The organism is Arthrobacter sp. W4I7 (assembly GCF_030816215.1).
GTDB lineage: Bacteria > Actinomycetota > Actinomycetes > Actinomycetales > Micrococcaceae > Arthrobacter > Arthrobacter siccitolerans_A.
The window spans coordinates 2,790,226-2,813,125 of record NZ_JAUSXU010000001.1 but is presented as its reverse complement, the minus strand read 5'-3'; the positions used below and the strand labels follow the sequence as shown (position 1 = coordinate 2,813,125).

General features: G+C 65.5%; 20 protein-coding genes and 1 tRNA gene. 11 read left to right on the top strand and 10 right to left on the bottom strand.

What is annotated here, in order from left to right:
• Positions 1–94: 94 nt before the first annotated feature.
• Positions 95–171: transfer RNA gene (locus QF047_RS12835), tRNA-Pro, on the top strand.
• A gap of 105 nt (positions 172–276) precedes the next feature.
• On the opposite strand, the gene QF047_RS12830 is transcribed toward QF047_RS12835, so the two are convergent.
• Positions 277–1,146, bottom strand: coding sequence for an Fpg/Nei family DNA glycosylase (locus QF047_RS12830; RefSeq protein ID WP_307277583.1), 870 nt, complete (start codon positions 1,144–1,146; stop codon positions 277–279).
• A 163-nt stretch (positions 1,147–1,309) separates the two neighbouring features.
• Here QF047_RS12830 and gcvH point away from each other — a divergent pair, with 163 nt between their 5' ends.
• The 5 genes from gcvH (at position 1,310) to QF047_RS12805 (ending at position 4,402) form a co-directional block, all read left to right on the top strand.
• On the top strand, positions 1,310–1,696 hold the full coding sequence (gene gcvH / locus QF047_RS12825) for a glycine cleavage system protein GcvH (RefSeq protein ID WP_306632919.1): 387 nt from the start codon (positions 1,310–1,312) through the stop codon (positions 1,694–1,696).
• A gap of 156 nt (positions 1,697–1,852) precedes the next feature.
• Positions 1,853–2,329 (top strand): FHA domain-containing protein, encoded by a 477-nt coding sequence (locus QF047_RS12820; protein ID WP_306632921.1) that lies wholly within the window; start codon positions 1,853–1,855, stop codon positions 2,327–2,329.
• A gap of 23 nt (positions 2,330–2,352) precedes the next feature.
• Positions 2,353–3,069: a MerR family transcriptional regulator gene (locus tag QF047_RS12815; RefSeq protein WP_306632923.1), complete on the top strand. Its 717-nt coding sequence runs from the start codon at positions 2,353–2,355 to the stop codon at positions 3,067–3,069.
• Positions 3,069–3,572, top strand: a complete 504-nt coding sequence (locus QF047_RS12810) for a bifunctional nuclease family protein (RefSeq protein WP_190988956.1) — start codon at positions 3,069–3,071, stop codon at positions 3,570–3,572. Before QF047_RS12815 ends, QF047_RS12810 begins: the two co-directional genes overlap by 1 nt.
• A gap of 236 nt (positions 3,573–3,808) precedes the next feature.
• Entirely contained in the window at positions 3,809–4,402 is a 594-nt protein-coding gene (locus QF047_RS12805; protein WP_306632926.1) for a MerR family transcriptional regulator, read from the top strand.
• 63 nt (positions 4,403–4,465) lie between these two features.
• Here the strand turns inward: QF047_RS12805 and QF047_RS12800 are convergent, their stop codons facing one another.
• A complete protein-coding gene (locus tag QF047_RS12800; RefSeq protein WP_306632927.1) occupies positions 4,466–5,284 on the bottom strand; it encodes a ParA family protein in 819 nt (272 codons plus the stop codon).
• Positions 5,285–5,586: 302 nt separating this feature from the next.
• On the opposite strand from QF047_RS12800, the gene QF047_RS12795 reads away from it, so the two are divergent.
• Positions 5,587–8,985 (top strand): pyruvate carboxylase, encoded by a 3,399-nt coding sequence (locus QF047_RS12795; protein WP_307277571.1) that lies wholly within the window; start codon positions 5,587–5,589, stop codon positions 8,983–8,985.
• A 274-nt stretch (positions 8,986–9,259) separates the two neighbouring features.
• On the opposite strand, the gene QF047_RS12790 is transcribed toward QF047_RS12795, so the two are convergent.
• A complete protein-coding gene (locus QF047_RS12790) occupies positions 9,260–11,068 on the bottom strand; it encodes a long-chain fatty acid--CoA ligase (protein ID WP_307277569.1) in 1,809 nt (602 codons plus the stop codon).
• A gap of 177 nt (positions 11,069–11,245) precedes the next feature.
• Here QF047_RS12790 and QF047_RS12785 point away from each other — a divergent pair, with 177 nt between their 5' ends.
• Positions 11,246–12,337: an ROK family glucokinase gene (locus QF047_RS12785; RefSeq protein WP_373427004.1), complete on the top strand. Its 1,092-nt coding sequence runs from the start codon at positions 11,246–11,248 to the stop codon at positions 12,335–12,337.
• Between the two features lie 20 nt (positions 12,338–12,357).
• On the opposite strand, the gene QF047_RS12780 is transcribed toward QF047_RS12785, so the two are convergent.
• From QF047_RS12780 to QF047_RS12770, 3 genes are read right to left on the bottom strand one after another with little or no spacing between them, the layout of a single operon-like run.
• Complete coding sequence (locus QF047_RS12780; RefSeq protein WP_306632934.1) at positions 12,358–12,927, bottom strand: hypothetical protein; 570 nt, start codon at positions 12,925–12,927, stop codon at positions 12,358–12,360.
• The gene (locus QF047_RS12775; RefSeq protein ID WP_307277565.1) at positions 12,914–13,729 is read right to left on the bottom strand and encodes a carboxylesterase; all 816 of its coding nucleotides are present in this window, start codon (positions 13,727–13,729) and stop codon (positions 12,914–12,916) included. The genes QF047_RS12780 and QF047_RS12775 overlap by 14 nt, the downstream gene beginning before the upstream one ends.
• Entirely contained in the window at positions 13,726–14,514 is a 789-nt protein-coding gene (locus QF047_RS12770) for a carboxylesterase (protein WP_307277562.1), read from the bottom strand. Before QF047_RS12770 ends, QF047_RS12775 begins: the two co-directional genes overlap by 4 nt.
• Positions 14,515–14,625: 111 nt before the next feature.
• Between QF047_RS12770 and QF047_RS12765 the strand changes: the two genes are divergently transcribed.
• Both QF047_RS12765 and QF047_RS12760 read left to right on the top strand, forming a co-directional pair.
• On the top strand, positions 14,626–15,507 hold the full coding sequence (locus tag QF047_RS12765; protein ID WP_307277559.1) for a 1-acyl-sn-glycerol-3-phosphate acyltransferase: 882 nt from the start codon (positions 14,626–14,628) through the stop codon (positions 15,505–15,507).
• A gap of 140 nt (positions 15,508–15,647) precedes the next feature.
• A complete protein-coding gene (locus tag QF047_RS12760; RefSeq protein WP_306632941.1) occupies positions 15,648–17,039 on the top strand; it encodes a class II 3-deoxy-7-phosphoheptulonate synthase in 1,392 nt (463 codons plus the stop codon).
• Positions 17,040–17,073: 34 nt separating this feature from the next.
• Here the strand turns inward: QF047_RS12760 and pknB are convergent, their stop codons facing one another.
• Both pknB and QF047_RS12750 read right to left on the bottom strand, forming a co-directional pair.
• Positions 17,074–19,143 carry a Stk1 family PASTA domain-containing Ser/Thr kinase gene (gene pknB, locus QF047_RS12755; protein WP_307277555.1) on the bottom strand — a complete coding sequence of 690 codons (2,070 nt, stop codon included), beginning with the start codon at positions 19,141–19,143 and terminating at the stop codon, positions 17,074–17,076.
• A gap of 103 nt (positions 19,144–19,246) precedes the next feature.
• The gene (locus QF047_RS12750) at positions 19,247–20,629 is read right to left on the bottom strand and encodes a lytic transglycosylase domain-containing protein (protein ID WP_307277552.1); all 1,383 of its coding nucleotides are present in this window, start codon (positions 20,627–20,629) and stop codon (positions 19,247–19,249) included.
• A gap of 241 nt (positions 20,630–20,870) precedes the next feature.
• On the opposite strand from QF047_RS12750, the gene QF047_RS12745 reads away from it, so the two are divergent.
• Positions 20,871–21,224, top strand: coding sequence for an Rv2175c family DNA-binding protein (locus QF047_RS12745; RefSeq protein ID WP_306632947.1), 354 nt, complete (start codon positions 20,871–20,873; stop codon positions 21,222–21,224).
• Between the two features lie 23 nt (positions 21,225–21,247).
• On the opposite strand, the gene QF047_RS12740 is transcribed toward QF047_RS12745, so the two are convergent.
• Together QF047_RS12740 and QF047_RS12735 are read right to left on the bottom strand one after the other, a co-directional pair.
• Entirely contained in the window at positions 21,248–22,339 is a 1,092-nt protein-coding gene (locus tag QF047_RS12740) for a polyprenyl synthetase family protein (RefSeq protein WP_306632948.1), read from the bottom strand.
• On the bottom strand, positions 22,336–22,863 hold the full coding sequence (locus tag QF047_RS12735; protein ID WP_307277549.1) for a hypothetical protein: 528 nt from the start codon (positions 22,861–22,863) through the stop codon (positions 22,336–22,338). The genes QF047_RS12740 and QF047_RS12735 overlap by 4 nt, the downstream gene beginning before the upstream one ends.
• Positions 22,864–22,900 lie beyond the last annotated feature (37 nt).

Sequence of the window (22,900 nt, the reverse complement as noted above, 5' to 3'; positions counted from 1 at the left end):
TCGTGTAAGCTCTTCTAGGTGGTTCGGCCGGACTGCTGGTGGAAATCCCCGGGTTAGCCCGCGGATGAAGCGCAGCGGAGAACGGCGGAACTGACGGGCTGTAGCGCAGCTTGGTAGCGCACTTGACTGGGGGTCAAGGGGTCGCAGGTTCAAATCCTGTCAGCCCGACCAAAAAGTGGAAGCACCGGAGAAATCCGGTGCTTCCACTTTTTTGTTGCCTCTTTGCTCCTCGAAAAACGCGCCATCACTTTCGGCATCAATTTGGGGAACGCGCCATCACTTCAAGAACTTTGACGTCCTGCGGTCGGCCAGGATCTTGCCTTTCGTCTGGCAGGTGGCGCAGTACTGCAGGGCGGTATCGGCGAAGGAAACCTCGCGGACCGTGTCCCCGCACACGGGACACGGCAGGCCGGTCCGCGCGTGGACCCGCATGTGGCTCCGTTTGACGTCCTTGAGGTCCTTCGGCGGCTTGCCGCGTGCCTCCGCCAGTGCCGTGCCCAGGACGCTGTGGATGGAGTCGTAGAGGACCTGGACCGTTCCGCGGTCCAGCGACTTGGCCGTGGCGAAGGGCGAGATCCGGGCTGCATGCAGGATCTCGTCGCTATAGGCGTTCCCGATGCCGGCGATCACGCTCTGGCTCCTCAGGAGCCCCTTGATCTGCTGCGAACTGCCGGCGAGGATCTCCGCCAGCATGTCGGCGTCGAACGCCTCGGTGAACGGGTCCGGGCCCAAGGTGGCGATCCCGGGAACGTCCTGCGGGTCCCGCACCACGTACACGGCCAGGCTCTTTTTGGTTCCGGCCTCGGTAAGGTCGAAGCCGCGCGGCCCATCAGAGCCTTCGAAAGTGAAGCGCGCCGCGATGTGGCCCTTGCCCATCCTCAACTGCGCATCAGTGGGGGAATCCGTGAAGCGCACCCAGCCGGCCCGCGCCAGATGGAACACCAGGGAAATTCCATCGGTGTCGATGCTGAGAAACTTGCCGAAGCGGCGCACACCCGTCACGGTCCTGCCCTCGAGGGCGTTGAAGGGTGGATCAGCCGTCTTGAGCACGGCGAAGGACACGATCTGCACCTTGGTCACCGACGTTCCCTGCAGATGCTTGTCAAGAAATTCAGCCAGGCCGGCCACCTCGGGAAGTTCGGGCATGGTTACCCTGCTGCTTCCCGGGGCAGGGGGACAGTGCGCGCGGTCATGCGTCCCATCTTGTCAGAATCCCCCGCGAACGCCCCGGCAGTTGTGCCTATACTTTCAGCGGCGGCCTGTTTGGGCCCCCGTTGACATTGGTGTTCGACCCGATGAAAGGCCCCTGATGAGCAACATTCCCGAAGACCTGTCCTACACCGCCGAGCACGAGTGGATTTCTGCCCCCAATGCCGACGGCGTGGTGCGCGTGGGCATTACTGACTTCGCCCAGGACGCGCTAGGGGATGTTGTCTACGCCCAGATGCCCGAAGTCGGCACGAAGATTACGGCGAACGAAGTAGTGGGCGAGGTTGAGTCCACCAAGAGCGTCAGCGACATCTACGCCCCGGTCAGTGGCGAAGTAGTGGCCCGCAACGACTCCCTGGACACTGATTCGGCCCTAATCAACACCGATCCCTACGGCGACGGCTGGCTCATCGAAGTCAAACTGGCCGAACCGGACGCCGTCGAGTCATTGCTCAGTGCATCCGAGTACGAACAACAGGTAGGCTAAAAGCTAACCGGTACATCCGGTTCGGCCGGTCGTGCAGACGGAACGTCTTCGCACGTCAGCGGCCGGATCGGGAGCCGGTGCCGGACCTGCCGGACAGGCCGGAGGGTAAAAGTTGAATGTCGGCCTGAGAGCCGCATCGTCGAAGAGGAGGAGTCCATGGCTGGCCACACACACAACCCTGCCGATGGGGAATACGGCACTGGTGCGGCCAGGGCATCGGAGACCACCTCGATCCATCTCACCCCGGTGACCGATGAACCCACCATCGCGCCCAAGCTGTCATCGGACGAGCGCAGCTCGGTGGAGGCACTGCCGGCCGGCTCCGCGCTCCTCGTTGCGCACAGCGGCCCGAACGCCGGTGCGCGTTTCCTGCTGGACTCGGACGTCACCACCGCCGGCCGCCACCCCGACGCCGACATCTTCCTTGATGACGTCACCGTCTCCCGCCGGCACGTGGAATTCCGCCGCACTGCCCGGAGCTTCGAAGTGGTGGACAAAAACAGCCTCAACGGTACCTACGTCAACCACGACCGCGTGGACAGCGTGGAGCTCAGGTCCGGCAGCGAAGTCCAGATCGGCAAGTTCCGCCTCACCTTCTACCTCAGCCCTGCCAGCGCTGCAGGCCGCGGCTGATCCGGGGACCGCTGCCTGTGGCAATGGCACAACCGGAACGCCGGGGACCGCAGGTCCTGAACATCGGCGAAGTCCTCGCCCAGCTCAGCGGTGACTTCCCAGGCATGACAGCGTCAAAAATCCGGTTCCTTGAGGAAAAGGGGCTGATTAATCCCCGGCGTACCCCTGCAGGCTACCGCCAGTATTCCGACGGCGACGTGGAACGGCTGCGCTTTGTCCTGGCTTTGCAGCGGGACCAGTACCTGCCCCTGAAGGTCATCAAGGACTACCTCGACGCCATCGACAGGGGAGAACGCCCGGAAAACCTGCCGCCCGGCGTCGTGGTTTCCCCTCGGATCGTGTCCGATGAGCTGGCGGCAGAACTCCAAAGCCGGGGGCGCAAGCTCACTGAGGAACAGTTGCGGACGGAGTCCGGCGCCAGCGTGCCGCTGCTCCAGGCCCTGCTGAGCTTCGGGCTCATCAGCCATTCCAACGGACAGTTTGACGAGCACGCCCTCCAGGTGGCCCGGGCCTGCGTGCAGCTGGAAAGCCATGGGCTTGAGCCGCGGCACCTCCGTCCGTTCCAGGCAGCTGCCGAGCGGGAGTTCGGGCTGGTGGAACGCGCCGTGGCGCCGCTTGCCTCGCGCAGGGACGCCGCGTCCCAGGCTCGCGCGGCGGAGGCTGCCCGCGAAATCAGCGACCTCTGCCTTACCCTGCACCGGGCTCTGGTGCAGGACCACATCTCACGCATGGACATCTGATGATTGAAGTTGAGATCGTAGGCGTTCGGATCGAACTGCCCTCCAACCAGCCGCTGGTCCTCCTGCGGGAGATGCACGGTGAACGGCACGTGCCCATCTGGATCGGCACCCCGGAAGCAAGCGCCATCGCCCTCGCCCAGCAGGGTGTTGTTCCGCCCAGGCCCATGACCCACGACCTCCTGGTGGACGTCGTTGAATCGCTGGGCCACTCCGTGGTCAGTGTGAACATCGTGGCGGTGGAGGACAACATCTTCTACGGCCAGCTCCAGTTTGAGAACGGCACCACCGTGAGCTCGCGTGCCTCCGATGCACTCGCCATCGCCCTGCGTGCCAAGTGCCGCATCTGGTGTGCCGATTCGGTGATGGACGAAGCAGGCGTCCGGATCACCGAGCACGATGAGGGGGAGGACGCCGAGCCCGGCCCCACCGTGGACGAAGAGCGCGAACTGCGCCGCTTCCGGGAGTTCCTGGACGACGTGGAGCCCGAGGATTTCGACGGCTAAGGTCACGTTAAGGTTAAAGTTGAGGATGAAAGTTCCGACACGCCTCGTTGAACCGGCCAACGTCTTTGACCTTGCGTCCCCGCAGGCCTAACGTCGAAGTATCAAGTTCCCATTGCTTACGGCAGCCGCGCAAGTCACACTGGAAGGTGCGCCCCGCGGAAATTACAGGCATGGTCTTCGTACCTGTTCCTGCCGCTGCAGTAGTTCACGGGGGGCTTATGACAAGGAGGATCCAGGTGAGTCCCAAAGGCGAAGCAGGCGGGCTGAAGCAGCCCACGGCTGGTGTTGCGATGCCCGCGAGCGGTGCCCAGGGCCTCCTGTTCACCGAAGACCTTCCCGTCCTGGACGAGGACGCAGGCTACCGGGGTCCCACCGCCTGCAAGGCCGCAGGCATCACCTACCGCCAGTTGGACTACTGGGCACGCACCGGACTGGTTGAACCCGCCGTCCGCGGCGCCGCCGGCTCAGGGTCCCAGCGGCTTTACGGCTTCCGCGACATCCTGGTGCTGAAGGTGGTAAAGCGACTGCTGGACACCGGCGTCTCGCTGCAGCAGATCCGCACCGCCGTTGAGCACCTGCGGGAGCGCGGCGTGGAAGACCTCGCCCAAATCACCCTGATGAGCGACGGCGCCAGCGTGTACGAGTGCACCTCGGCTGACGAAGTGATTGATTTGGTGCAGGGCGGCCAGGGTGTGTTCGGCATCGCCGTAGGCCGGGTCTGGCGCGAGGTGGAAGGCAGCCTGGCATCACTGCCGAGTGAGCATGCCGCAGAGCAGTCCTTTCCCGACGACGAACTAAGCAAGCGGCGCGCTGCCCGCAAGATCAGCTGAGTGTTTATATGGCAGAAGCCGCTCTCCCCACGGAGAGCGGCTTCTGTCGTTGAGCCTGATTTTCTACCGGGTGCGGCTGCGCAGGCCGCTGCCCACTGACATGAGGTTTGCCAGCAGGTCATCAAACAAAGCTGCAGCGGACTTCGCCGAGTCGCCGGGCCAGTGGTGCACGGGGTGGGCGGCGCCCTGGATCTGCTGCCAGTTCGCCTGCTCCGGGATCCTCGGGCTCAGCAGGAGCTCACCAAACATGGATTCCATTTCGGCCAGCCGGTAGCTGTGCTCGGAGGAACCGGACCGCACGCGGTTGGCGATGATGCCTGCGGGTGAAAGGTTGGGCGCAAACTCCTGCCGGAAAAGCTGGATGGCCCGCATGGTCCGCTCGGTACCGGCCACGGAGAACAAGCCCGGCTCGGCGACCAGGGCCACTTTGTCGCTGGCTGACCAGGCCATGCGGGTCAGGCCGTTGAGGGACGGCGGGCAGTCGATCAGGACCAGTTGGTAGTCATCCGCGCCGGCCAGCACAGTGGACAGCCGGCGGAGGTCACGGCGGCTGAGGTCCGGGCGGTCATAGATTCCCGTGTAGGCAGAGCCGACGGCGACATCCAGGACCGCCGGGCCGGAACCGTTGGACTGGGCGAGCGCCGTCCAGCTGCTGCCCACAACATTCTCTGCCAGCTTGGCGCGGCGGGCGTTCTTGAGCATCCTGCCAATGTCCAGCTGGTCGCCCGGCTGAACGCCCAGGGCGGTGGTCGCATCGGCGTGCGGATCCAGGTCCACCACCAGCGTGCGGACGCCTGCGGCAAGCGCGGCAGATGCCAATCCTGTGGTGACGGAAGTCTTGCCGACTCCACCCTTGAGGCTGCTGATGCTGACTACTTGCACTTGAGAGACCAAAACCTAACGCCGGGTGCCGTGTTGAGGGTAATGTTTGCTCCGGCAGCGCCGAAGCCAGACGGTCCTGCCGCCCTACTCATCATATGTGGATGCGTCGGCGAATCCTGCTTTATCGGGCGTCGGCATGGCACCTGCTGTGCTGCAGGGGGCGGTTTCCGCCCGGCCCGGCGAAAGGGCGCGGGACATGACGGGGAATTCTGTGATGGTGGCCACAAAGATTTGTGTTTGTCCTTGTAGGTCCTAGACACTGTGACCACTCACCGATCCACCCGCAATGATGCAGGAGAAGTATGTTTTCCAAAGTTCTGGTGGCCAACCGCGGCGAAATCGCGATCAGGGCCTTCCGCGCCGGCTACGAGCTGGGCGCAAAGACCGTTGCCGTTTTCCCCCAAGAGGACAGGAACTCGATCCACCGCCAAAAAGCGGACGAGGCCTACCTGATTGGCGAAGAGGGCCATCCCGTCCGTGCTTACCTGGACGTTGCTGAAGTAGTGCGGGTGGCCAAGGAGTCCGGCGCCGATGCCATCTACCCCGGCTACGGGTTCCTCTCCGAGAACCCGGACCTGGCCCGGGCGGCCAAGGACGCGGGTATTACCTTTGTAGGTCCACCGGCCGAGGTGCTGGAACTCGCGGGCAACAAGGTGGCGGCGCTGAAGGCTGCCCGTGACGCGGGTGTTCCGGTCCTGAAGTCCAGCGAGCCCTCCAAGGACCTGGACGAGCTTATTGCGGCGGCCGATGAAATTGGCTTCCCCATCTTCGCCAAGGCCGTGGCGGGCGGTGGCGGGCGCGGCATGCGGCGGGTGGACACCCGCGAAGCCCTGCCCGAGGCACTGCAGTCCGCCATGCGCGAGGCAGATGCGGCGTTCGGCGATCCCACCATGTTCCTCGAGCAGGCAGTACTGCGCCCGCGGCACATCGAAGTGCAGATCCTGGCCGATGCAGAGGGCAACGTCATGCACCTCTTCGAACGCGACTGCTCCATCCAGCGGCGCCACCAGAAAGTGATCGAGATTGCCCCGGCTCCCAACCTGGACGAGGGCATCAGGCAGGCCCTCTACCGGGACGCCGTCAAGTTCGCCAAGGCCCTGAACTACGTCAACGCCGGCACCGTGGAGTTCCTTGTGGACACCGTGGGTGAGCGCGCGGGCCAGCACGTCTTCATCGAAATGAACCCCCGCATCCAGGTGGAGCACACCGTGACGGAGGAGGTCACCGACGTCGACCTCGTGCAGGCGCAGATGCGTATCGCAGCCGGCGAGACGCTGGCTGACCTTGGCCTGTCCCAGGACACCGTCAGGCTGCGCGGCGCCGCCCTGCAGAGCCGCATCACCACCGAGGACCCGGCCAACGGCTTCCGCCCCGACGTCGGAAAAATCACCGGCTACCGCTCCGCCGGCGGCGCGGGTGTAAGGCTCGACGGCGGCACTGTTTACTCAGGTGCCGAAATCAGCCCGCACTTCGACTCCATGCTGGTGAAGCTCACCTGCCGCGGCAGGGACTACCCGGCCGCCGTCGCCCGCGCCCGCCGTGCCCTCGCGGAGTTCCGTATCCGCGGCGTCTCCACCAACATCTCCTTCCTGCAAGCAGTACTGGACGATCCCGATTTCATCGCCGGCGATGTGGCTACGTCCTTCATCGACGAGCGCCCGGAGCTGCTCAAGGCCCGCGTCTCTGCCGACCGCGGCACCAAGCTCCTCACCTGGCTGGCGGATGTCACCGTCAACAAGCCCAACGGCGAGCTGACCGTCCACTCGAACCCGGCCAGCAAACTCCCTTCCGTCAAGGACAAGCAGGCGGCACCGGGCTCACGGCAGAAGCTCCGGGAGCTCGGCCCGGAAGGCTTCGCCAAAGCGCTTCGTGAGCAGAATGCGGTGGCCGTCACGGACACCACCTTCCGTGACGCACACCAGTCGCTGCTTGCCACCCGGGTCCGGACCCGGGACCTCGTCGCGGCCGGCCCTGCCGTCACGGCGCTAATGCCGGAGCTGCTGTCCGTTGAAGCCTGGGGCGGTGCCACCTACGACGTTGCCCTGCGGTTCCTGGGCGAAGATCCGTGGGACCGGCTCGCTGCCCTGCGCCAGGCGCTGCCCAACGTCTGCATCCAGATGCTGCTCCGCGGACGCAACACCGTGGGCTACACGCCGTACCCCGAAGAGGTCACCGAGGCGTTCGTCAACGAGGCTGCGGCCACAGGCATCGACATCTTCCGGATCTTCGACGCCTTGAACGATGTCAGCCAGATGGCACCCGCCATCCGCGCCGTACGGGCCACCGGCACCGCCGTCGCGGAAGTGGCGCTCTGCTACACCGGCGACATGCTGGACCCCAACGAGAAGCTCTACACCCTGGACTACTACCTGGAGCTCGCCGGGAAGATCGTTGACGCCGGAGCCCACATCCTGGCGATCAAGGACATGGCCGGCCTGCTTCGTCCGGCGGCAGCCGCGAAACTGGTGGCAGCCCTCCGGGAACGCTTCGACCTTCCGGTGCACCTGCACACCCACGATACCGCCGGAGGCCAGCTGGCCACCCTGCTGTCTGCTGTGGATGCCGGTGTGGATGCTGTGGACGTCGCCTCGGCGTCGCTGGCCGGAACCACCAGCCAGCCGTCAGCCTCGGCCCTGGTGGCAGCCCTGGCGCACACCCCGCGGGACACCGGCCTCAGCCTGGAGGCCGTCAGTTCCCTGGAGCCGTACTGGGAAGCTGTCCGCCGCGTCTACGCCCCGTTCGAATCGGGCCTTCCGGGCCCCACCGGCCGCGTGTACCAGCACGAGATCCCGGGCGGGCAGCTCTCGAACCTGCGCCAGCAGGCCATGGCCCTGGGCCTGGGGGAGCGCTTTGAAGCGATCGAGGACATGTACACCGCCGCGGACCGTATCCTGGGCCACCTGGTCAAGGTCACGCCGTCGTCGAAGGTTGTGGGCGACCTCGCCCTGCACCTGGTGGGCCTGAACGCGGACCCGGCGGACTTCAACGAGAACCCGCAGAACTACGACATCCCTGATTCGGTTATCGGGTTCCTGTCCGGCGAACTCGGCGATCCTCCGGGCGGCTGGCCTGAGCCTTTCCGCACCAAAGCCCTCCAGGGCCGGAGTGTGAAGGTCCGGGACGCTGAGCTCAGCGCCGAGGACAGCGCTGCCCTGAAGTCAGATTCGAAGACCCGCCAGCACACCCTGAACAGGCTGCTCTTCGATGGCCCCACCAAGGATTACCTGAAGAGCGTGGAGACGTACGGCAACATCTCGGTGCTGGATACCCGCGACTACCTGTACGGCCTCCAGCGCGGCAAGGAGCACGAGATCCAGCTCGAGAAGGGCGTGCGGCTGATCGCGTCCCTCGAAGCCGTGTCCGAGCCCGACGAAAAGGGCATGCGCACGGTCATGTGCACCCTGAACGGCCAGTCCCGTCCAGTGGTGGTCCGCGACCGTTCCGTGGTCAGCAACGTCAAGGCGGCCGAGCGGGCAGACCCCGCCCAGCCCGGCCACGTCGCAGCCCCGTTCGCCGGTGCCGTCACCGTCACGGTCAAGCCCGGCGACGAGGTCAAGGCAGGCGACACCGTGGCAACCATCGAGGCAATGAAGATGGAAGCATCCATCACGACGCCGGTAGCCGGCAAGGTCTCCCGGCTCGCCATCTCCGCTGTGGAGCAGGTACAAGGTGGAGACCTGCTGCTGGTGGTTGAGCAGTAGAGCCACTTACTGAGTAACGCAACGAGAGGGCCCTCCCCGGCGGGAGGACCCTCTCTTTGCGTTGGGGCAGTGGTCGAGGCAGGCCTCATCCTCTGCGTGCTATTCCCCTCGCCCCGCTTGGGCCGCTTCGCGGCGAGCGGGGGCGCGGGGCCCCTTTTACGCACGCTGCCGGACCAGGGCATGCCTCTTACTTGGGCAGTTGCAACGAACGTGGTGCCGCGGGGCCCCTTTTACGCACGCTGCCGGACCAGGCCTGCCTCTTAGTGGTGCCTTGCTACGAGCGGGGCGCCGCGTACATCTCTTCGATGACAGTTTCGAAGTCCTTCATGACCTGGGCGCGCTTGACCTTCATCGAGGGGGTCAGATGACCTGATGCCTCGGTGAAGTCGGCCGGGACGATGCGGAAGGACTTGATGGCCTCGGCCTGGGAAACCGATGTATTGGCTGCGATAACCAGGTCCTGGACGGCCGCCTTGACCACAGGGTTGTTGGCCGCCTCCTCCAGCGTGGTGTCCGCCGGTAGGCCGTGGCGCTGCAGCCAGCCGGGCAGGGCCTCCTGGTCGAGGGTGACGAGGGCTCCGATGAAGGGCCTGTTGTCACCCACCACCAGCACCTGGGAGACCAGGGCGTCGGCCCGGATCTGGTCCTCCAGCAGTGCGGGGATCACGTTCTTGCCGCCGGCGGTGACAATGATTTCCTTCTTCCGGCCGGTGATCCAGACGAAGCCGTCCTCGTCGAGGCGGCCCACGTCGCCGGTACGGAACCAGCCGTCGTCGAACGTCTCGCCGGTGAGGTCCTCGCGCTTGTAGTAGCCGTGCATCACGCAAACGCCCTTAGCCAGTATCTCGCCGTCAGCGGCGATCCTGACCGCGTTCCCCGGCAGGGGTTTTCCCACGGATCCAATTTTGATCAGCGATGGTGTGTTGACCGAGATCGGGGCTGTGGTTTCCGTGAGGCCGTAGCCTTCAAGCACCTGCAGGCCGATGCCCTGGAAGAAATGTCCCAGGCGTTCGCCCAGCGGCCCGCCCCCGGATACCGCGTGGGCGACGTGGCCGCCCATCGCAGCCCGCAGTTTGCCGTACACCAGTTTGTCGAAGAGGGCGTGGCGAAGCTTCAATCCCAGCCCCACCCGTCCATTCTGGCGTGCCTTGGAGAAGGCGATGGCAGTATCGGCAGCCCGGTGGAAGATGGCTCCCTTGCCGCCGTCCTCGGCCTTGGTCAATGCCGAGTTGTACACCTTTTCGAACACCCGGGGCACGGCGAGGATGAAGGTGGGCTCGTAGCTCTGCAGGTCGGAGAGGAGGTTCTTGATGTCCGGCGTATGGGCCACGGTGGTCCCGGCGGCCATGGCGAGGACGGAGATGAAACGGGCGAAAACGTGCGCCAAGGGCAGGAACATGATGGTTTTGGCGTTCTCGTGGACGATCTCGCCGATGATGCCGAGGGCGTTCTCCGAAAGTTCCACGAAGTTTCCGTGGGTGAGTTCGCAGCCCTTCGGGCGACCCGTGGTGCCGGATGTGTAAATGATGGTGGCCACGTCCGCCAGGCTGGCTGAAGCGCGGCGCGTTTCCAGGTCCGCATCACTGATATTCCGTCCGGCTTCGCGCAGCGAATCCAACCCGCGGCCTTCCAGTTGCCATACATGCTGGAGCGCCGTGAGGCCCTCGGCGTTCACGGCCTGGCGGATCACGTCTTCGTGGTGGGCGGTTTCGCCGAACGCCGCGACGGCACCGGAATCCCCGAGGTTCCAGGCCACCTGCGACGGGGAGGAAGTTTCATAAATCGGTACCGAAACGGCTCCCGCGAACCAGATGGCGAAGTCAACCAGGGCCCACTCGTAACGGGTCCGGGACATAATTCCCACGCGGTCGCCGACGGACACGCCGCTGGCCATCAGGCCCTTGGCGAGGGCGGTGACATCGGCAAGGAAGTCCGTGGCGGAAATGTCCTGCCAGGATCCGGCGGAGTCCAGCCGGGAAAACAGTGAAGGGTTGCTGGGCTTGGCGGCCTGCCGCAGTACCAGGTCCGTGATGTTGGTTTCCGGTGGGACAACAACAAGAGGCGGAACACTGAATTCGCGCACTATAGCTCCTTTGATATCCGAAGACCCGGGCAGGGTATGCCTAAAGACTAGTACGCCAGTAACGGGCCATGGTGTATCTAAAGTTACTTGCCAGTAACTTAGCCGTCAATGCAACAGAGCGGACATCCCTGGCCGGGAGCCGCCCGCCCGGGAGTCGCCCGCCTAGAATGGGTGACTATGTATGCACCGCCTCCCGGCGAACAGGCCGGCCCCTTGCGACGTCCGGTTCCATGGCGGCGGCGGCCAACCCCTGGCCGCGCAGGGATGCGGCACGGGGAAAGTTTCCGCGAGCACCTGCGCCTCGGACGGCGGGGCCTCGCCATCGGTATCGACATCGGTGGAACCAAGGTTGCTGCGGGCGTGGTGGACGCCGAGGGCAGGATCCTCAGCGAGGCCCGCCGTTCAACGCCCGGGACGGATCCGCGGGCAGTGGAGCAGGTCATCGTCGAGCTCGTTGAAGAGCTGGGCCGCGGGCACCGGATCTGGTCCGTAGGGATCGGCGCTGCCGGGTGGATGGACCTCGACGGCGGCACCGTGCTTTTCAGCCCGCACCTGGCCTGGCGGAACGAGCCGCTGCGGGACAACCTGCAAAAACTGCTGCGCCGTCCCGTCCTGCTGGCCAACGATGCCGACGCCGCGGCCTGGGCGGAATGGCGCTTTGGTGCCGGGCAGGGTGAGGACCGGCTGGTATGCATCACGCTGGGCACGGGAATCGGCGGCGCCATGGTGATGGACGGCCGGGTGGAGCGCGGCAGGTTTGGCGTGGCCGGCGAGTTCGGGCACCAGATCATCATGCCCGGCGGGCACCGGTGCGAGTGCGGCAACCGGGGCTGCTGGGAGCAGTACGCCTCCGGCAATGCGCTCGGACGGGAAGCGCGGATCCTGGCGCGGGCAAATTCTCCGGTGGCGCAGGAACTCCTGGCAGCCGTGGGCGGACACCCCGAGACCATCACTGGCGCAATCGTCACCGAACTTGCGCTCTCAGGCGACGCAGCCTCGCGTGAACTTCTTGATGAGGTGGGCGAGTGGCTTGGGCTGGGGCTCGCCAACCTGGCGGCGGCGCTGGATCCCGGCCTGTTCGTCATCGGCGGCGGGCTGTGTTCCGCCGGAGACCTCCTGGTGGAGCCTGCCCGGAAGGCATTTGCGCGGAACCTTACCGGCCGGGGCTTCCGGCCCGCAGCCGGCATTGAGTTGGCAGCGCTGGGACCTAACGCTGGCCTGATCGGCGCGGCGGACCTCTCCCGGGTCAGCAGCCGGTTGCGGGGCTGAAGCAAGGGCCGCCGGCGGTGCTAAACCCGCGCGCCGTCGTCGTTGTCGTCTTTTTCCTGCGGAAGCTTCATGATCAGGTAGACCGCGCCGAGGACAAACACGGCGACGATTCCCACGATGGCCAGCAGCGGCGCCGAGCGCCAGAACATGGCCGACAACAGCAGTGCTATGGGCCCGCCCACCGCGGCGAGCCAGGCCAGCATGGTCAACGGGTCCGTGCCGGCAAGGCTGGGCGGTTCCTCGGGGATGAACTCGCCCCCGTCCTCCGCCGCATCGTAGTCGCGCGGCCCTGATGCGTTGCCGTCCGTGGCGGATTCGTTGGCGTTCCGGCCGTCCGCGGAGGCTTCCTGCCGTTCGGCTGCAGACAGTTCGGCGGGCGCGGCTCCCGCAAGGCCCAGGGGGTCGAAGTCCCGGAAGGTCGCTGCCCGTCCCGGCGGGGCAAGTGGGCCGCCTGCCGCGGGGTTCTGCTCCGTTGCCGCTTCATCAGGTTGGTTGGGGGAGTTCCCTTCGAGCCGGGCTACCAGGTCAAGCCAGACGGCGTCGTCCTGGTTGGCGCCCTGGTCCGGCGAGCCGGGGTCAGGCCTGTTCATGGGTAGCCTCCTGGCCCGACGCTGCGGGAAAAGCGGATGCAGGACCGGCAGCAGAGACTACGCTGCGGACAAAGTCCACCGAACCCTGGAAGATCTGTTCCGCGTCGTTGTCCATGGTGGCCACGTGGTAGCTGTTGTGCAGCCGGACAAGCTCCAGGGGCGCGTTGGTAAGGCCGCGGCGAAGGGCCGTAATGCTGGCGTCGGAGACCACGTGGTCAATGGTGGACCGGTAGACGCGGACGGGTGCGGTGACCCTGGGCAGGAGCCGGACGGTGTCCTTGAACATTTTGTTGAGCTCGTGCGCGGCGGCTACGGGGGTGCGCGGGTAGGCTCCCTCGTCCATGCCTTCCTTGAGGATGTCGTTGGCTATGGCCGGGGTGCTTTTCATGACCAGCTTCAGGATCCCGGCGAGCGGCGCGCGCGGATCGTCAATCACGAGCCCCGGATTCACGAGGACCACCCCGGCCACGGGGCGCGTGGCGGCGACCCGCAGGGCGAGTGTTCCACCCATGCTCAGGCCGGCTGAAAAGACGAAGTCGCAGTCCGCGTCGAGCTTCAGGTACGCGTCATCAAGGGCGCCGTGCCACTCCTGCCACCGGGTCCGTGCGAGCTCCTGCCAGCTGGTGCCATGCCCCGGCAGCAGGGGCATGCGGACAGCGAAACCTGCCGCGGCGAAGGCCTCGGCCCAGGAACGCAGGCCATGGGGGCTTCCGGTGAACCCGTGCGAGAGGACCACGCCGATCCGCGGCCCCTCGTTTCCGAACGGACTGCTGAAGGGGCTGTGGTCCGGAGTGGAGGTCATGGCGTCTCCATTGAGGTGGTCTGGCGGGCATGGGCGCGGAAAAAGGCGCTGGATTTTGTAAAGATCTCCGGCGCGTCCACGTCCAGCGTAGCCACATGGCCGCTGCTGGCAAGGCCCACCACCTCAATGAGGCGGGCGCCCAGCCGGTTTCGCAAGACGGCCAGTGAGGTGGGCGGGACCACTGCGTCCGTATCGGACTTGAATACCTGCACCGGGGCTGTGATACGGGTAAGGCCCCGCAGGGCTGCGCCAAACAGTTTCTTCAGTTCATGCACCGCCGACAGGGGAGTGCGCGAATAGTCCCCGTCCTCAGTAACGGTTGCGGTGGTCTGCTCCTCCTGGATGGGCATGGTTGTTCTCTGGAAATACTTGAGCACGCCGATGACCCGGATCCGCCGGTCGTAGAAGCTGAGGCCGGGGTTGACCACCGAGACGCCAGCCACCGGGTGCCGGGAGGCGGTGAGCAGGGCGATGGCTCCGCCCATGGACAAACCGGCAACAAAACATGTCTCGGTGCGCTCCGAAAGGTCGAGGTAGGCGGTTTCGAAACTGCCGTACCAGTCGGTCCACCGGGTCCGGGCCAGCTCGCGCCAGTCAGTGCCGTGGCCGGGCAGCAGGGGAACGGTCACTGCATACCCCTGGGAGGCGAGGTGCTGCGCCCACGGCAACACACTCAGCGGGCTGCCGGTAAAGCCGTGGCAGATGGCCACGCCGATCCGCGCGTTGGCTCCATGGCCGGGATAGCTGAAAGCGGCAGGACGTGACGGCATGCTGCTTTCGCTCATGACTCCATCGTGTCACTGTTCCGGGCAAATCTCACTAGAGTAGGGTTTCATTGAACTGCCGACCAGGCCCGATGCCGGGCGTGAAGGCTGCCTTCCGGAGGGGTTTCGCACGTGTTCTATTGGGTGATGAAAAGGATCTTTCTCGGTCCGGTGCTGAAGCTGCTTTTCCGGCCCTGGGTCAAGGGCCTGGACAACATCCCCGGCGAGGGGGCAGCAATCATCGCCTCGAACCACCTCTCGTTCTCCGACTCGATCTTCATGCCGTTGATGGTCCGCCGTCCCGTGGTGTTCCTGGCCAAATCCGAGTACTTCACCGGCACCGGGATCAAGGGCAGGTTGACCGCACTGTTCTTCCGGCTGACCAACCAGCTGCCCATGGACCGGTCCGGCGGTGCCGCCTCGGAGGCGTCACTGAGCGCTGGCATGGAGGTCCTCTCGCACGGCGGGCTGCTGGGCATCTACCCCGAGGGCACCCGGAGCCCCGATTCGCGCCTCTACCGGGGAAAGGTGGGCGTGGCCAGGCTTGCGCTTAAGGCCGGGGTACCGGTTATTCCGGTGGCCATGATCGGCACGGATAAGGTGCAGCCGATCGGGAAGCGGCTCCCGAACATCCGCAGGATCGGCATGATTTTTGGCGAACCACTCGACTTCGCCCAGTACAGGGACCAGCCCGAGGACCGGGTTGTCCAGAGGCAGGTCACGGACGAAATCATGTTCGAGCTGATGCGGCTCTCCGGGCAGGAGTACGTGGACGAATATGCCGCCGTGGTGAAGCTCCGGCTGTCGGGCAAGCCCGCCGGCGCGGCGGCAGCCGCTGAACCGCCCGCAGCACCGGCGCCCGTGCAAGGCGGCCAGGCCGGGGCTGGGCATGACGGGCCTGGCCATGACGGGGCCGGCGAACAGCAGCAGGATCCCGGAAACCAGCAGGGCGCGGCCGAGCGGGAGGAGGCAGCCACGCAGGAGGACGACGGCGGGGCTGCCGCCGCTGTCTGACCACGGTCACCTGGCTGCCGGACTGGCCGCGCACGTACCTCCGGCGCAGGTACCTCCAGGGGCGGATGTCTGTGACGCCCTGGCCCGGACGCGTGACGCTGCGGTGTCCGGCGGCCCGGCGCTGCCGTTAGTCTTAGAGGGTGACTGAGCTATCTGCAAAACCTGCCTTCTCGCTGTCCAGTACCGCCCAGAGCGGAGCGGCCAACTATCCGGGACTCGATAACTGGCGGGACCTTCCTATTTCCCAGCAGCCCAGCTGGCAGGACCGGGAGGTGTTCGATGCCTCGGTGAAGGAACTCTCCGTCCTTCCCCCGCTGGTGTTTGCCGGCGAGGTCGACGTCCTGCGCGAACGGCTGGCCGCCGCTGCCCAGGGCAAGGCGTTCCTGCTCCAGGGCGGTGACTGCGCCGAGACCTTCGAAGCTGCCACCGCGGACAAGATCAGCGCCCGCGTCAAAACCATTCTCCAGATGGCCGTGGTCCTGACCTATGGCGCTGCGATGCCCGTCATCAAGATGGGCCGGATGGCCGGCCAGTTCGCCAAGCCGCGCTCGTCCAACGATGAAACCCGTGACGGCGTGACGCTTCCCGCCTACCGCGGCGACATCGTCAACGGCTACGATTTCACCCCTGAGTCACGCGGCCACGACGCTGCACGGATGCTCCGGGCTTACCACACCTCAGCTTCCACCCTTAACCTCATCCGGGCCTTCACCCAAGGCGGGTTCGCGGACCTGCGCTCGGTACACCAGTGGAACAAGGGCTTCACTGAGAACCCGGCGCACGCCCGTTACGAGTCCCTGGCGCGGGACATCGACCGGGCCATCAAGTTCATGGCTTCCTGCGGGGCTGACTTCGAGGCGCTGAAGCGTGTTGAATTCTTCGCCAGCCACGAGGCTCTGCTGCTGGACTACGAGCGCGCCCTCACGCGGATCGACTCCCGCACCGGCTTCCCGTACGACACCTCGGCGCACTTCCTCTGGATCGGTGAGCGGACCCGCGAACTGGACCACGCCCACATTGATTTCCTGTCCCGGGTGCGGAACCCCATCGGCGTGAAGCTGGGTCCGTCCACCACCGGCGACGACGCCCTCCGCCTGATCGACAAGCTGGACCCGGACCGCGAGCCCGGCCGGCTGACCTTCATCACCCGTATGGGTGCGGGCAACATCCGGGAGAAGCTGCCCGCCGTCGTCGAGAAGGTCACTGCCTCGGGTGCGCAGGTGCTCTGGGTCACCGACCCCATGCACGGGAACACCGTCACGTCCCCGAACGGCTACAAGACCCGCAACTTCGACGACGTCATTGACGAAGTGCGCGGCTTCTTCGAGGTGCACCACGCCCTGGGCACGGTTCCCGGCGGCCTGCATGTGGAGATGACTGGTGACGACGTTGCCGAATGCCTGGGCGGGGCGGATCCGATCGACCAGGAAGCCTTCCTGGACCGCTACGAGTCAGTCTGCGATCCCCGCCTGAACCACATGCAGTCCCTGGAGATGGCCTTCCTGGTGGCGGGAGCCCTCGCCAAGCGCTGATGTCCTTCAGCGGTGGTGTGGGCGGCGGGGCCGCCTACACCACCGTGAGGGTGATGACTGAGCCTTCAGGTACTTTGGTGCCTACGGGATCCTGGTCCCGTACGGTGCCGAAGAAGCCGCCCAGGATGTTGTTCACCTTCACCTGGAAGCCAAGGCCTTCAAGGGCCTTCCTGGCCTCCGAGGCCTGCTTGCCGATGTAGCTCGGCACCTCCACCATTTTGGGGCCCTTCGAGATGGTCAAGGTCACGGTGCCGCCCCGGGTGAGTGTCCCGTTCGCGGGCGACTGGCTCACCACCGAGCCCTTAGGGATGTTCCTGTCGAACACCTCTTCGCGCGCCTCCTCCGCCTTGAGGCCGGCTGCCTCGATGGCGTCTTTGGCGTCGTTGTCCTCCAGGCCCACGACGTTGGGCACAGGGATGGGCTCAGGTCCTTTGGACACCGCCAGCTTGACAGGCGTCCCATGCCGGGCCGGCGTCCCGGGAGCGGGATCCTGCGAGAGGACGGTTCCTGCCGCTGCCGTTTCGCTGAACTGCTCGGTGACGTTCCCGAGGGCCATCTCCGCTGCGTTCAGGCCGGTCTTGGCTTCCTCCAGGGTGCCGCCGGTAAGCTTCGGCAGCGGGAAAAGTTGCGGTCCTTTGGAGACGAACAGGGAGACCGGCAGGAACTTCCGGATCTCTGAACCGGCTGACGGCTCCGTCCCCACCACCAGGCCACCAGGCACATCGTCGTCGAAGACATCACTGGTGGTGGACCTGAATCCCGCCTTGCTGAGGAGCTCCTGCGCCTCCGCCACCGTCTTGTTGGCCACTGCCGGGATGGCAGCGGCAGACCCGGGGCCCGTGCCGAAGAACCAGCCGGCGCCGGTGGCCAGGAGCGCGGCAATGACCAGGACTACTACCCAGATGACTCCGCGGCGGCGCGCGCTGCCCTCGCGCAGGCTTCGGGCGGGGACAGCGGCAGCCCGTGCACGGGCCTTCAGGTCTTCCTGTTCAGCCCTCCGCTGCGCCCGTTTGCTGAGGGCGGCCGGCGCTGGAGCCCAGGCCGGGTCATCGTCAGAGTCGCGTGGAGTCAGATTGTGCCGCGCCCCGGCGGCCGCAGGGGCCGCGGTCAGGCCGGCATGTGTCTGCACGGGGCGGTGAGGGGGTGCGGAAGGGCGTCCGAAAGGCATAACGCTTGTTGGATTGTTGGTGCGGGCTATGACTTCCGTATGGCTTTGCGATTCCATCCCTTCAGCCGCCGGTGGCTGCAGGTCCAGTTCCCGGTCGCTGAGGTTGGTCCTGATGTGGCGCAGTTCCTGAAGCAGCGCATTCCCGTCGATCGGCCGGTTCTCGGGATCGTTGGCGGTGCACCATTGCACCAGTTCGTCTACTTCGGCCGCGAGGCCGGGCACCATGGCCGAGGGAGGGCCCACCGCCCCGTTGACATGCTGGTACGCCACCTGGATGGGGACCTCGCCTGTGAACGGCTGCTGGCCCGTGAGCATCTCATAAAGCATGATGCCCACGGAGTACACATCGCTGCGTGCATCAGCGGGCTTGCCCAGGACAAGTTCAGGCGAAAGGTAGGCGACAGTTCCCAGCAAAGCTCCCGTGCTGGTGGACGTGGTGACGGCGCGGGCCAGTCCGAAGTCGCCGATCTTGATCCTGCCGTCGTCCGCTATCAGGACGTTTTCCGGTTTGACGTCCCGGTGGATGAACCCGGCGGCGTGGGCGGCCCCAAGCCCCTCCACCACGGGATCGATCAGCGCCAGGGCGAGCCTGGGCGGGAGTGCGCCTTTCGTGTTCAGGACATCCCGCAGCGTGTGGCCCTTGATGTACTCCATCACCAGGTAAGCGGTGTGGTGGTCAGTGCCCTGGTCCAGGACGCCCACAACATGGGGGTGTGACAACCTGGCGGCGGCCTTCGCTTCGCGGCCCAACCTGCCCAGGAAGCTTTCATCCGCGGACAGATGCGGGTGCAGCACTTTCAGGGCCACGTCCCGTTCCAGCCGCTGGTCGGTGGCCACGTAGACAGTGGACATTCCGCCACGCGCCAGTCTGGACCGGACGGCGTACCGGTTGTCCACCAGGGTTCCTACCAGCGGGTCTGACACGTGTTCCTGCACCCTACGATCGTAATCCAGCAATGAAACGGGTCCGAACCGATTCCGGTCCGGACCCGTGCCGATGTTCCTCCGCAGGCCCGGTTTTACTGGGCGGCAGGCTGCCTCAGCCGAAGTTCTTTTGGTGCGCCTTGATGGCTTCGACGTACGCCTTGGTGTCGTCGTACATGCCGTACTTGCTCACCGAGTACTGGCCCTGGTAATAACCGGCGATGGCAGTGTCCCGGTCCTTGCTGGTGGCCAGGAGCTGGCGGATGATCGCCACGCCGGCAGTTGCGTTGTCATAGGGGTCCAGGAGGTTCAGTTTCCGGCCCACCAGGTCAGAGGCCCACTGGCCGGAGCTGGGAATAACCTGCATGGTCCCGATCGCGTTGGCGGGGGAAACCGCGCGCTGGTTGAACCCTGATTCCTGGTAGGCGAAGGCGAGGGCGAGCGAGGGTTCTACCCCCATCGCGCGCGCCGTATCCGCCACAATGCCCTGCATCTGTTCCCGCGAGGGGACCGGGGAAGCATTCAGGAGTGCCTTGTTTTCGTTGGCCGAGCTCACCACGGCTGCGGGATAGCTAAATCCGAGGAAGGATCCGGGAACCAATGGCGTAACGGACGCCGCCGGTTGCGGGGCGGCCTGGCCCGCAGCGCCCGGGATTGCCAGCTTGTTGCCCGGGTAGATCACTGAAGTAAGGCTCAGCTGGTTGGCGGAGAGGAGCTCCGACAACTTGACACCGTGACGGGAAGCGATGGCGGACAGCGTGTCGCCGGCCTTAACAGAGTAGGAGCCGGTTGCCGGCGCGGGGGCGGCGGGGCTGGCCGGGGCAGCTGACGTGACAGCCAGGGCTGGAGCAGGTGCTGCCGGAGCCGGGGCAGCCTCGCCGGCGCCTACTTTGACTTTTTGTCCGGGGTAAATGATGGAACGCATGTTGAGGTTGTTCCAGGCGAAAACGTCCGAAAGGCTCACGTTATGCTTCGCCGCGATGGCCCCCAGCGTGTCGCCTGGCTTCACCGTGTACGAGGCGCCCGCCCCCGCCCCCTGCGGAGCCGCAGGCGCCGGCTGTGCAGCGGGAGCCGCCGGGCCGGTTGGCGAACCCGACAGCTTGATCTTCTGTCCAGGGTAAATGATGGTGTTGGCCTGGAGGTTGTTCAGCCTGAGGACCTCGCCGGTGTTCAGCCCGAACCTGCCTGCGATGCCGCTGATGGTGTCGCCCCTGGCGATGGTGTATTCCGCCGGTGCGGCCGGCTGTGCCGGCTTGAAGGCGGCAGGGATGGTGGTGGAAACAGACGACGCCGGGATCACGGCTGCCGTCGCCTTGGCCGCCTGGGCCTTCATGGCCGCTGCGAGGGTGGCCGGGACGGCGCGTGCAGGCTGCTGGGCAGCGGCGGGCTGGGCGAGGGCTAACGATGACAATACGACCGCTGGCAGCGCCGCCGTTGTGGCAGCAATCATGGGCAGGCTCGGCTTCTGGGGCTGCTTCGGCGAGCGGGACATCGTCATGTGAAGGGATCCTCTTCTCAACTGCGGGCGCGGACGGGGATGCCGCTGTTATTCGATACTACTGTTACTGCTGTTATTTCTGTTACGAAAGTGATCTATGTGAATCTCTCATGGATTCGCGATTAGCACAAGAATTCCCGCATTCCCGGCATAGGTGAATTTCCGGAGTGTCCGCAGGTCAGGGCACCCTGCAATATTCCCCGACTAGGCGCCACGGCGGGCAGCATGGCAACCTTGATCCGTGAGTAATGTAGAAAACCTCGTGGGCGAATGGTTGCCCCTGCCGGACGTCGCCCGTTTATTGGACGTTTCCATCACTAAAGTCCATAGCCTGATTGATGAACGGGCACTGGCCGCTGTGCGGGTGGGGGAGCGGAATATCCGTTCCGTCCCGGCTGAATTCATCCAGGATGGCCAAGTAGTGGACAGCCTCAAAGGCACCATTGTTGTGCTGGCTGACGCGGGCTATTCGGACGAAGACCTCATCATTTGGCTTTTCACGCCCGACGAGTCACTCAGGGGACGCCCCATCGATGCATTGCGGGAAGGCCGCAAGACCGAAATCCGGCGCAGGGCGCAAACCCTGGCCTGGTAATTACCCGCACCGGCACTGCGGAATCAGGAGGCCCGGCTGACGGTTGCTTCGGCCAGCCTCCGCAATGCGGTTTTTGGCAGGTCATCCAGGGGAAGTGTCTCCAGGGCCTCAAAGGCGGCTTCGCCAAATTCGTTAATCAGGACCTCGGTGGCTTGCAGTGCACCCGACGCTTCGATAATCCGCCGGATCTCACGAATGTCCTCATCCGTGAGATCCGGGCTGCCCAGCCGGGCGTCGATAAAAGCGGATTCCGCCGCCGAGGCCTGGTCCAGGGCCAGCGCCACCAGCACCGTGCGCTTGCCCTCCCTCAGGTCGTCCCCGGCAGGTTTGCCGGTAGTGAGCGGATCACCAAAAACGCCCAGGACGTCGTCGCGGAGCTGGAAGGCTTCGCCCAGGGGCAGGGCAAACGCCGAATAGCCGCGGAGCAGTTCGTTTGAGGCTCCCGCCAGGGCACCGCCCAATGCCAGGGGATGCTCGGTGGAGTACTTGGCGGACTTGAACCTGATGATGGACTGGGCCCTGCTGACGGCACCGGCACGGTCGCGGACCGGCCCGGCAACTTCTTCCAGGATGTCCAGGTACTGACCCGCCATGACCTCCGCCCGCATGAGGTTGAAGATCAGCCGCGCCCGGCTCCCTGCTGCAGCACGCTCGCCTATATCCGTGAAGGCCTCTTCGCTGAACGACAGGCAGAGGTCACCGGTGAGAATCGCCGCTGCCTGCCCGAACCGCTCACTGTCCAGGGCCCAGCCGTGGGTACCGTGCAGTTGGCTGAAGCGGCGGTGGACACTGGGGCCGCCCCGACGGGTGTCCGACCGGTCAATGATGTCGTCATGGATCAGCGCGGCGGCCTGGAACAGTTCCAGGGCTGCTCCCGCCGTCACCACCTGCTGCGCGCCGGACCCGCCCCCCGCGCCCCGCCAGCCCCAGTAGCACATCAGCGCCCTGAGGCGCTTGCCGCCAGTGACCAGGTTGGAGATGGAACCCATGAGCGGTTCAATGTCCGGGGAGATCGCGGACATAACGGACTGCCGGGAAGTGAGGAAATCGGTCAGTTCGCCGGCTACCGACGCCACGAAGGCGGCCTGTTCGTTCCTTAGCTGCTCCGCCGTCACTTGGCTGACTCAGCTGCCACGTTGGCGCCGATGGTAAAAGTCACAATGCCCGCCGCTTCCACAGCGGACAGGTTGACCGTCTCGTTGTCCCCCCGGACAAAATCCTTCGAGGCCACAGCCCCCACTGCCTCACCCGGAACAGCTTTGAATCCCCGTGCCTCAAGTTCCTTGGTGTAGAAGTCCAGGACGGCGGCAGTGGGCGCGGTGACGGTGGCAACCAGGGCCGCGGTGGCAGGCGTTGACGCCTTGTCCAAGCTGCTGGACACCACACTTGCGCCCGGCATGAGGGGCAGAAGTTGCTGGGGGAAGCCTTCGACGACGGCGCCTACCGTGGCGGACGTGTTAGGTGAAGCGGAGGGGCTGGCGGAGGCTGTGGTGGCCAACTGGACTGTTCCGGGCGAGGAAGCGGAGGCGGTGGGACCAGGCGTTCCTGACGGTGTTGGGCTGCAGGCAGCGAGGGCCAGTGCTGCCGCAGCAGCAAAAGCGGCCAGGGCTGCTGGCTTGAGGTTTCCAATGACCGTCACAGGGACTTTCCTCCTGGTGTTGATGCCGGATTCAGCC

Coding starts and splice junctions, on each gene's coding strand:
- QF047_RS12830 (WP_307277583.1), bottom strand. CDS start 1,146: ATGCCCGAACTTCCCGAGGTGGCCGGCCTGGCTGAATTTCTTGACAAG.
- gcvH (WP_306632919.1), top strand. CDS start 1,310: ATGAGCAACATTCCCGAAGACCTGTCCTACACCGCCGAGCACGAGTGG.
- QF047_RS12820 (WP_306632921.1), top strand. CDS start 1,853: ATGGCTGGCCACACACACAACCCTGCCGATGGGGAATACGGCACTGGT.
- QF047_RS12815 (WP_306632923.1), top strand. CDS start 2,353: ATGGCACAACCGGAACGCCGGGGACCGCAGGTCCTGAACATCGGCGAA.
- QF047_RS12810 (WP_190988956.1), top strand. CDS start 3,069: ATGATTGAAGTTGAGATCGTAGGCGTTCGGATCGAACTGCCCTCCAAC.
- QF047_RS12795 (WP_307277571.1), top strand. CDS start 5,587: ATGTTTTCCAAAGTTCTGGTGGCCAACCGCGGCGAAATCGCGATCAGG.
- QF047_RS12785 (WP_373427004.1), top strand. CDS start 11,246: ATGTATGCACCGCCTCCCGGCGAACAGGCCGGCCCCTTGCGACGTCCG.
- QF047_RS12780 (WP_306632934.1), bottom strand. CDS start 12,927: ATGAACAGGCCTGACCCCGGCTCGCCGGACCAGGGCGCCAACCAGGAC.
- QF047_RS12775 (WP_307277565.1), bottom strand. CDS start 13,729: ATGACCTCCACTCCGGACCACAGCCCCTTCAGCAGTCCGTTCGGAAAC.
- QF047_RS12770 (WP_307277562.1), bottom strand. CDS start 14,514: ATGAGCGAAAGCAGCATGCCGTCACGTCCTGCCGCTTTCAGCTATCCC.
- QF047_RS12750 (WP_307277552.1), bottom strand. CDS start 20,629: ATGACGATGTCCCGCTCGCCGAAGCAGCCCCAGAAGCCGAGCCTGCCC.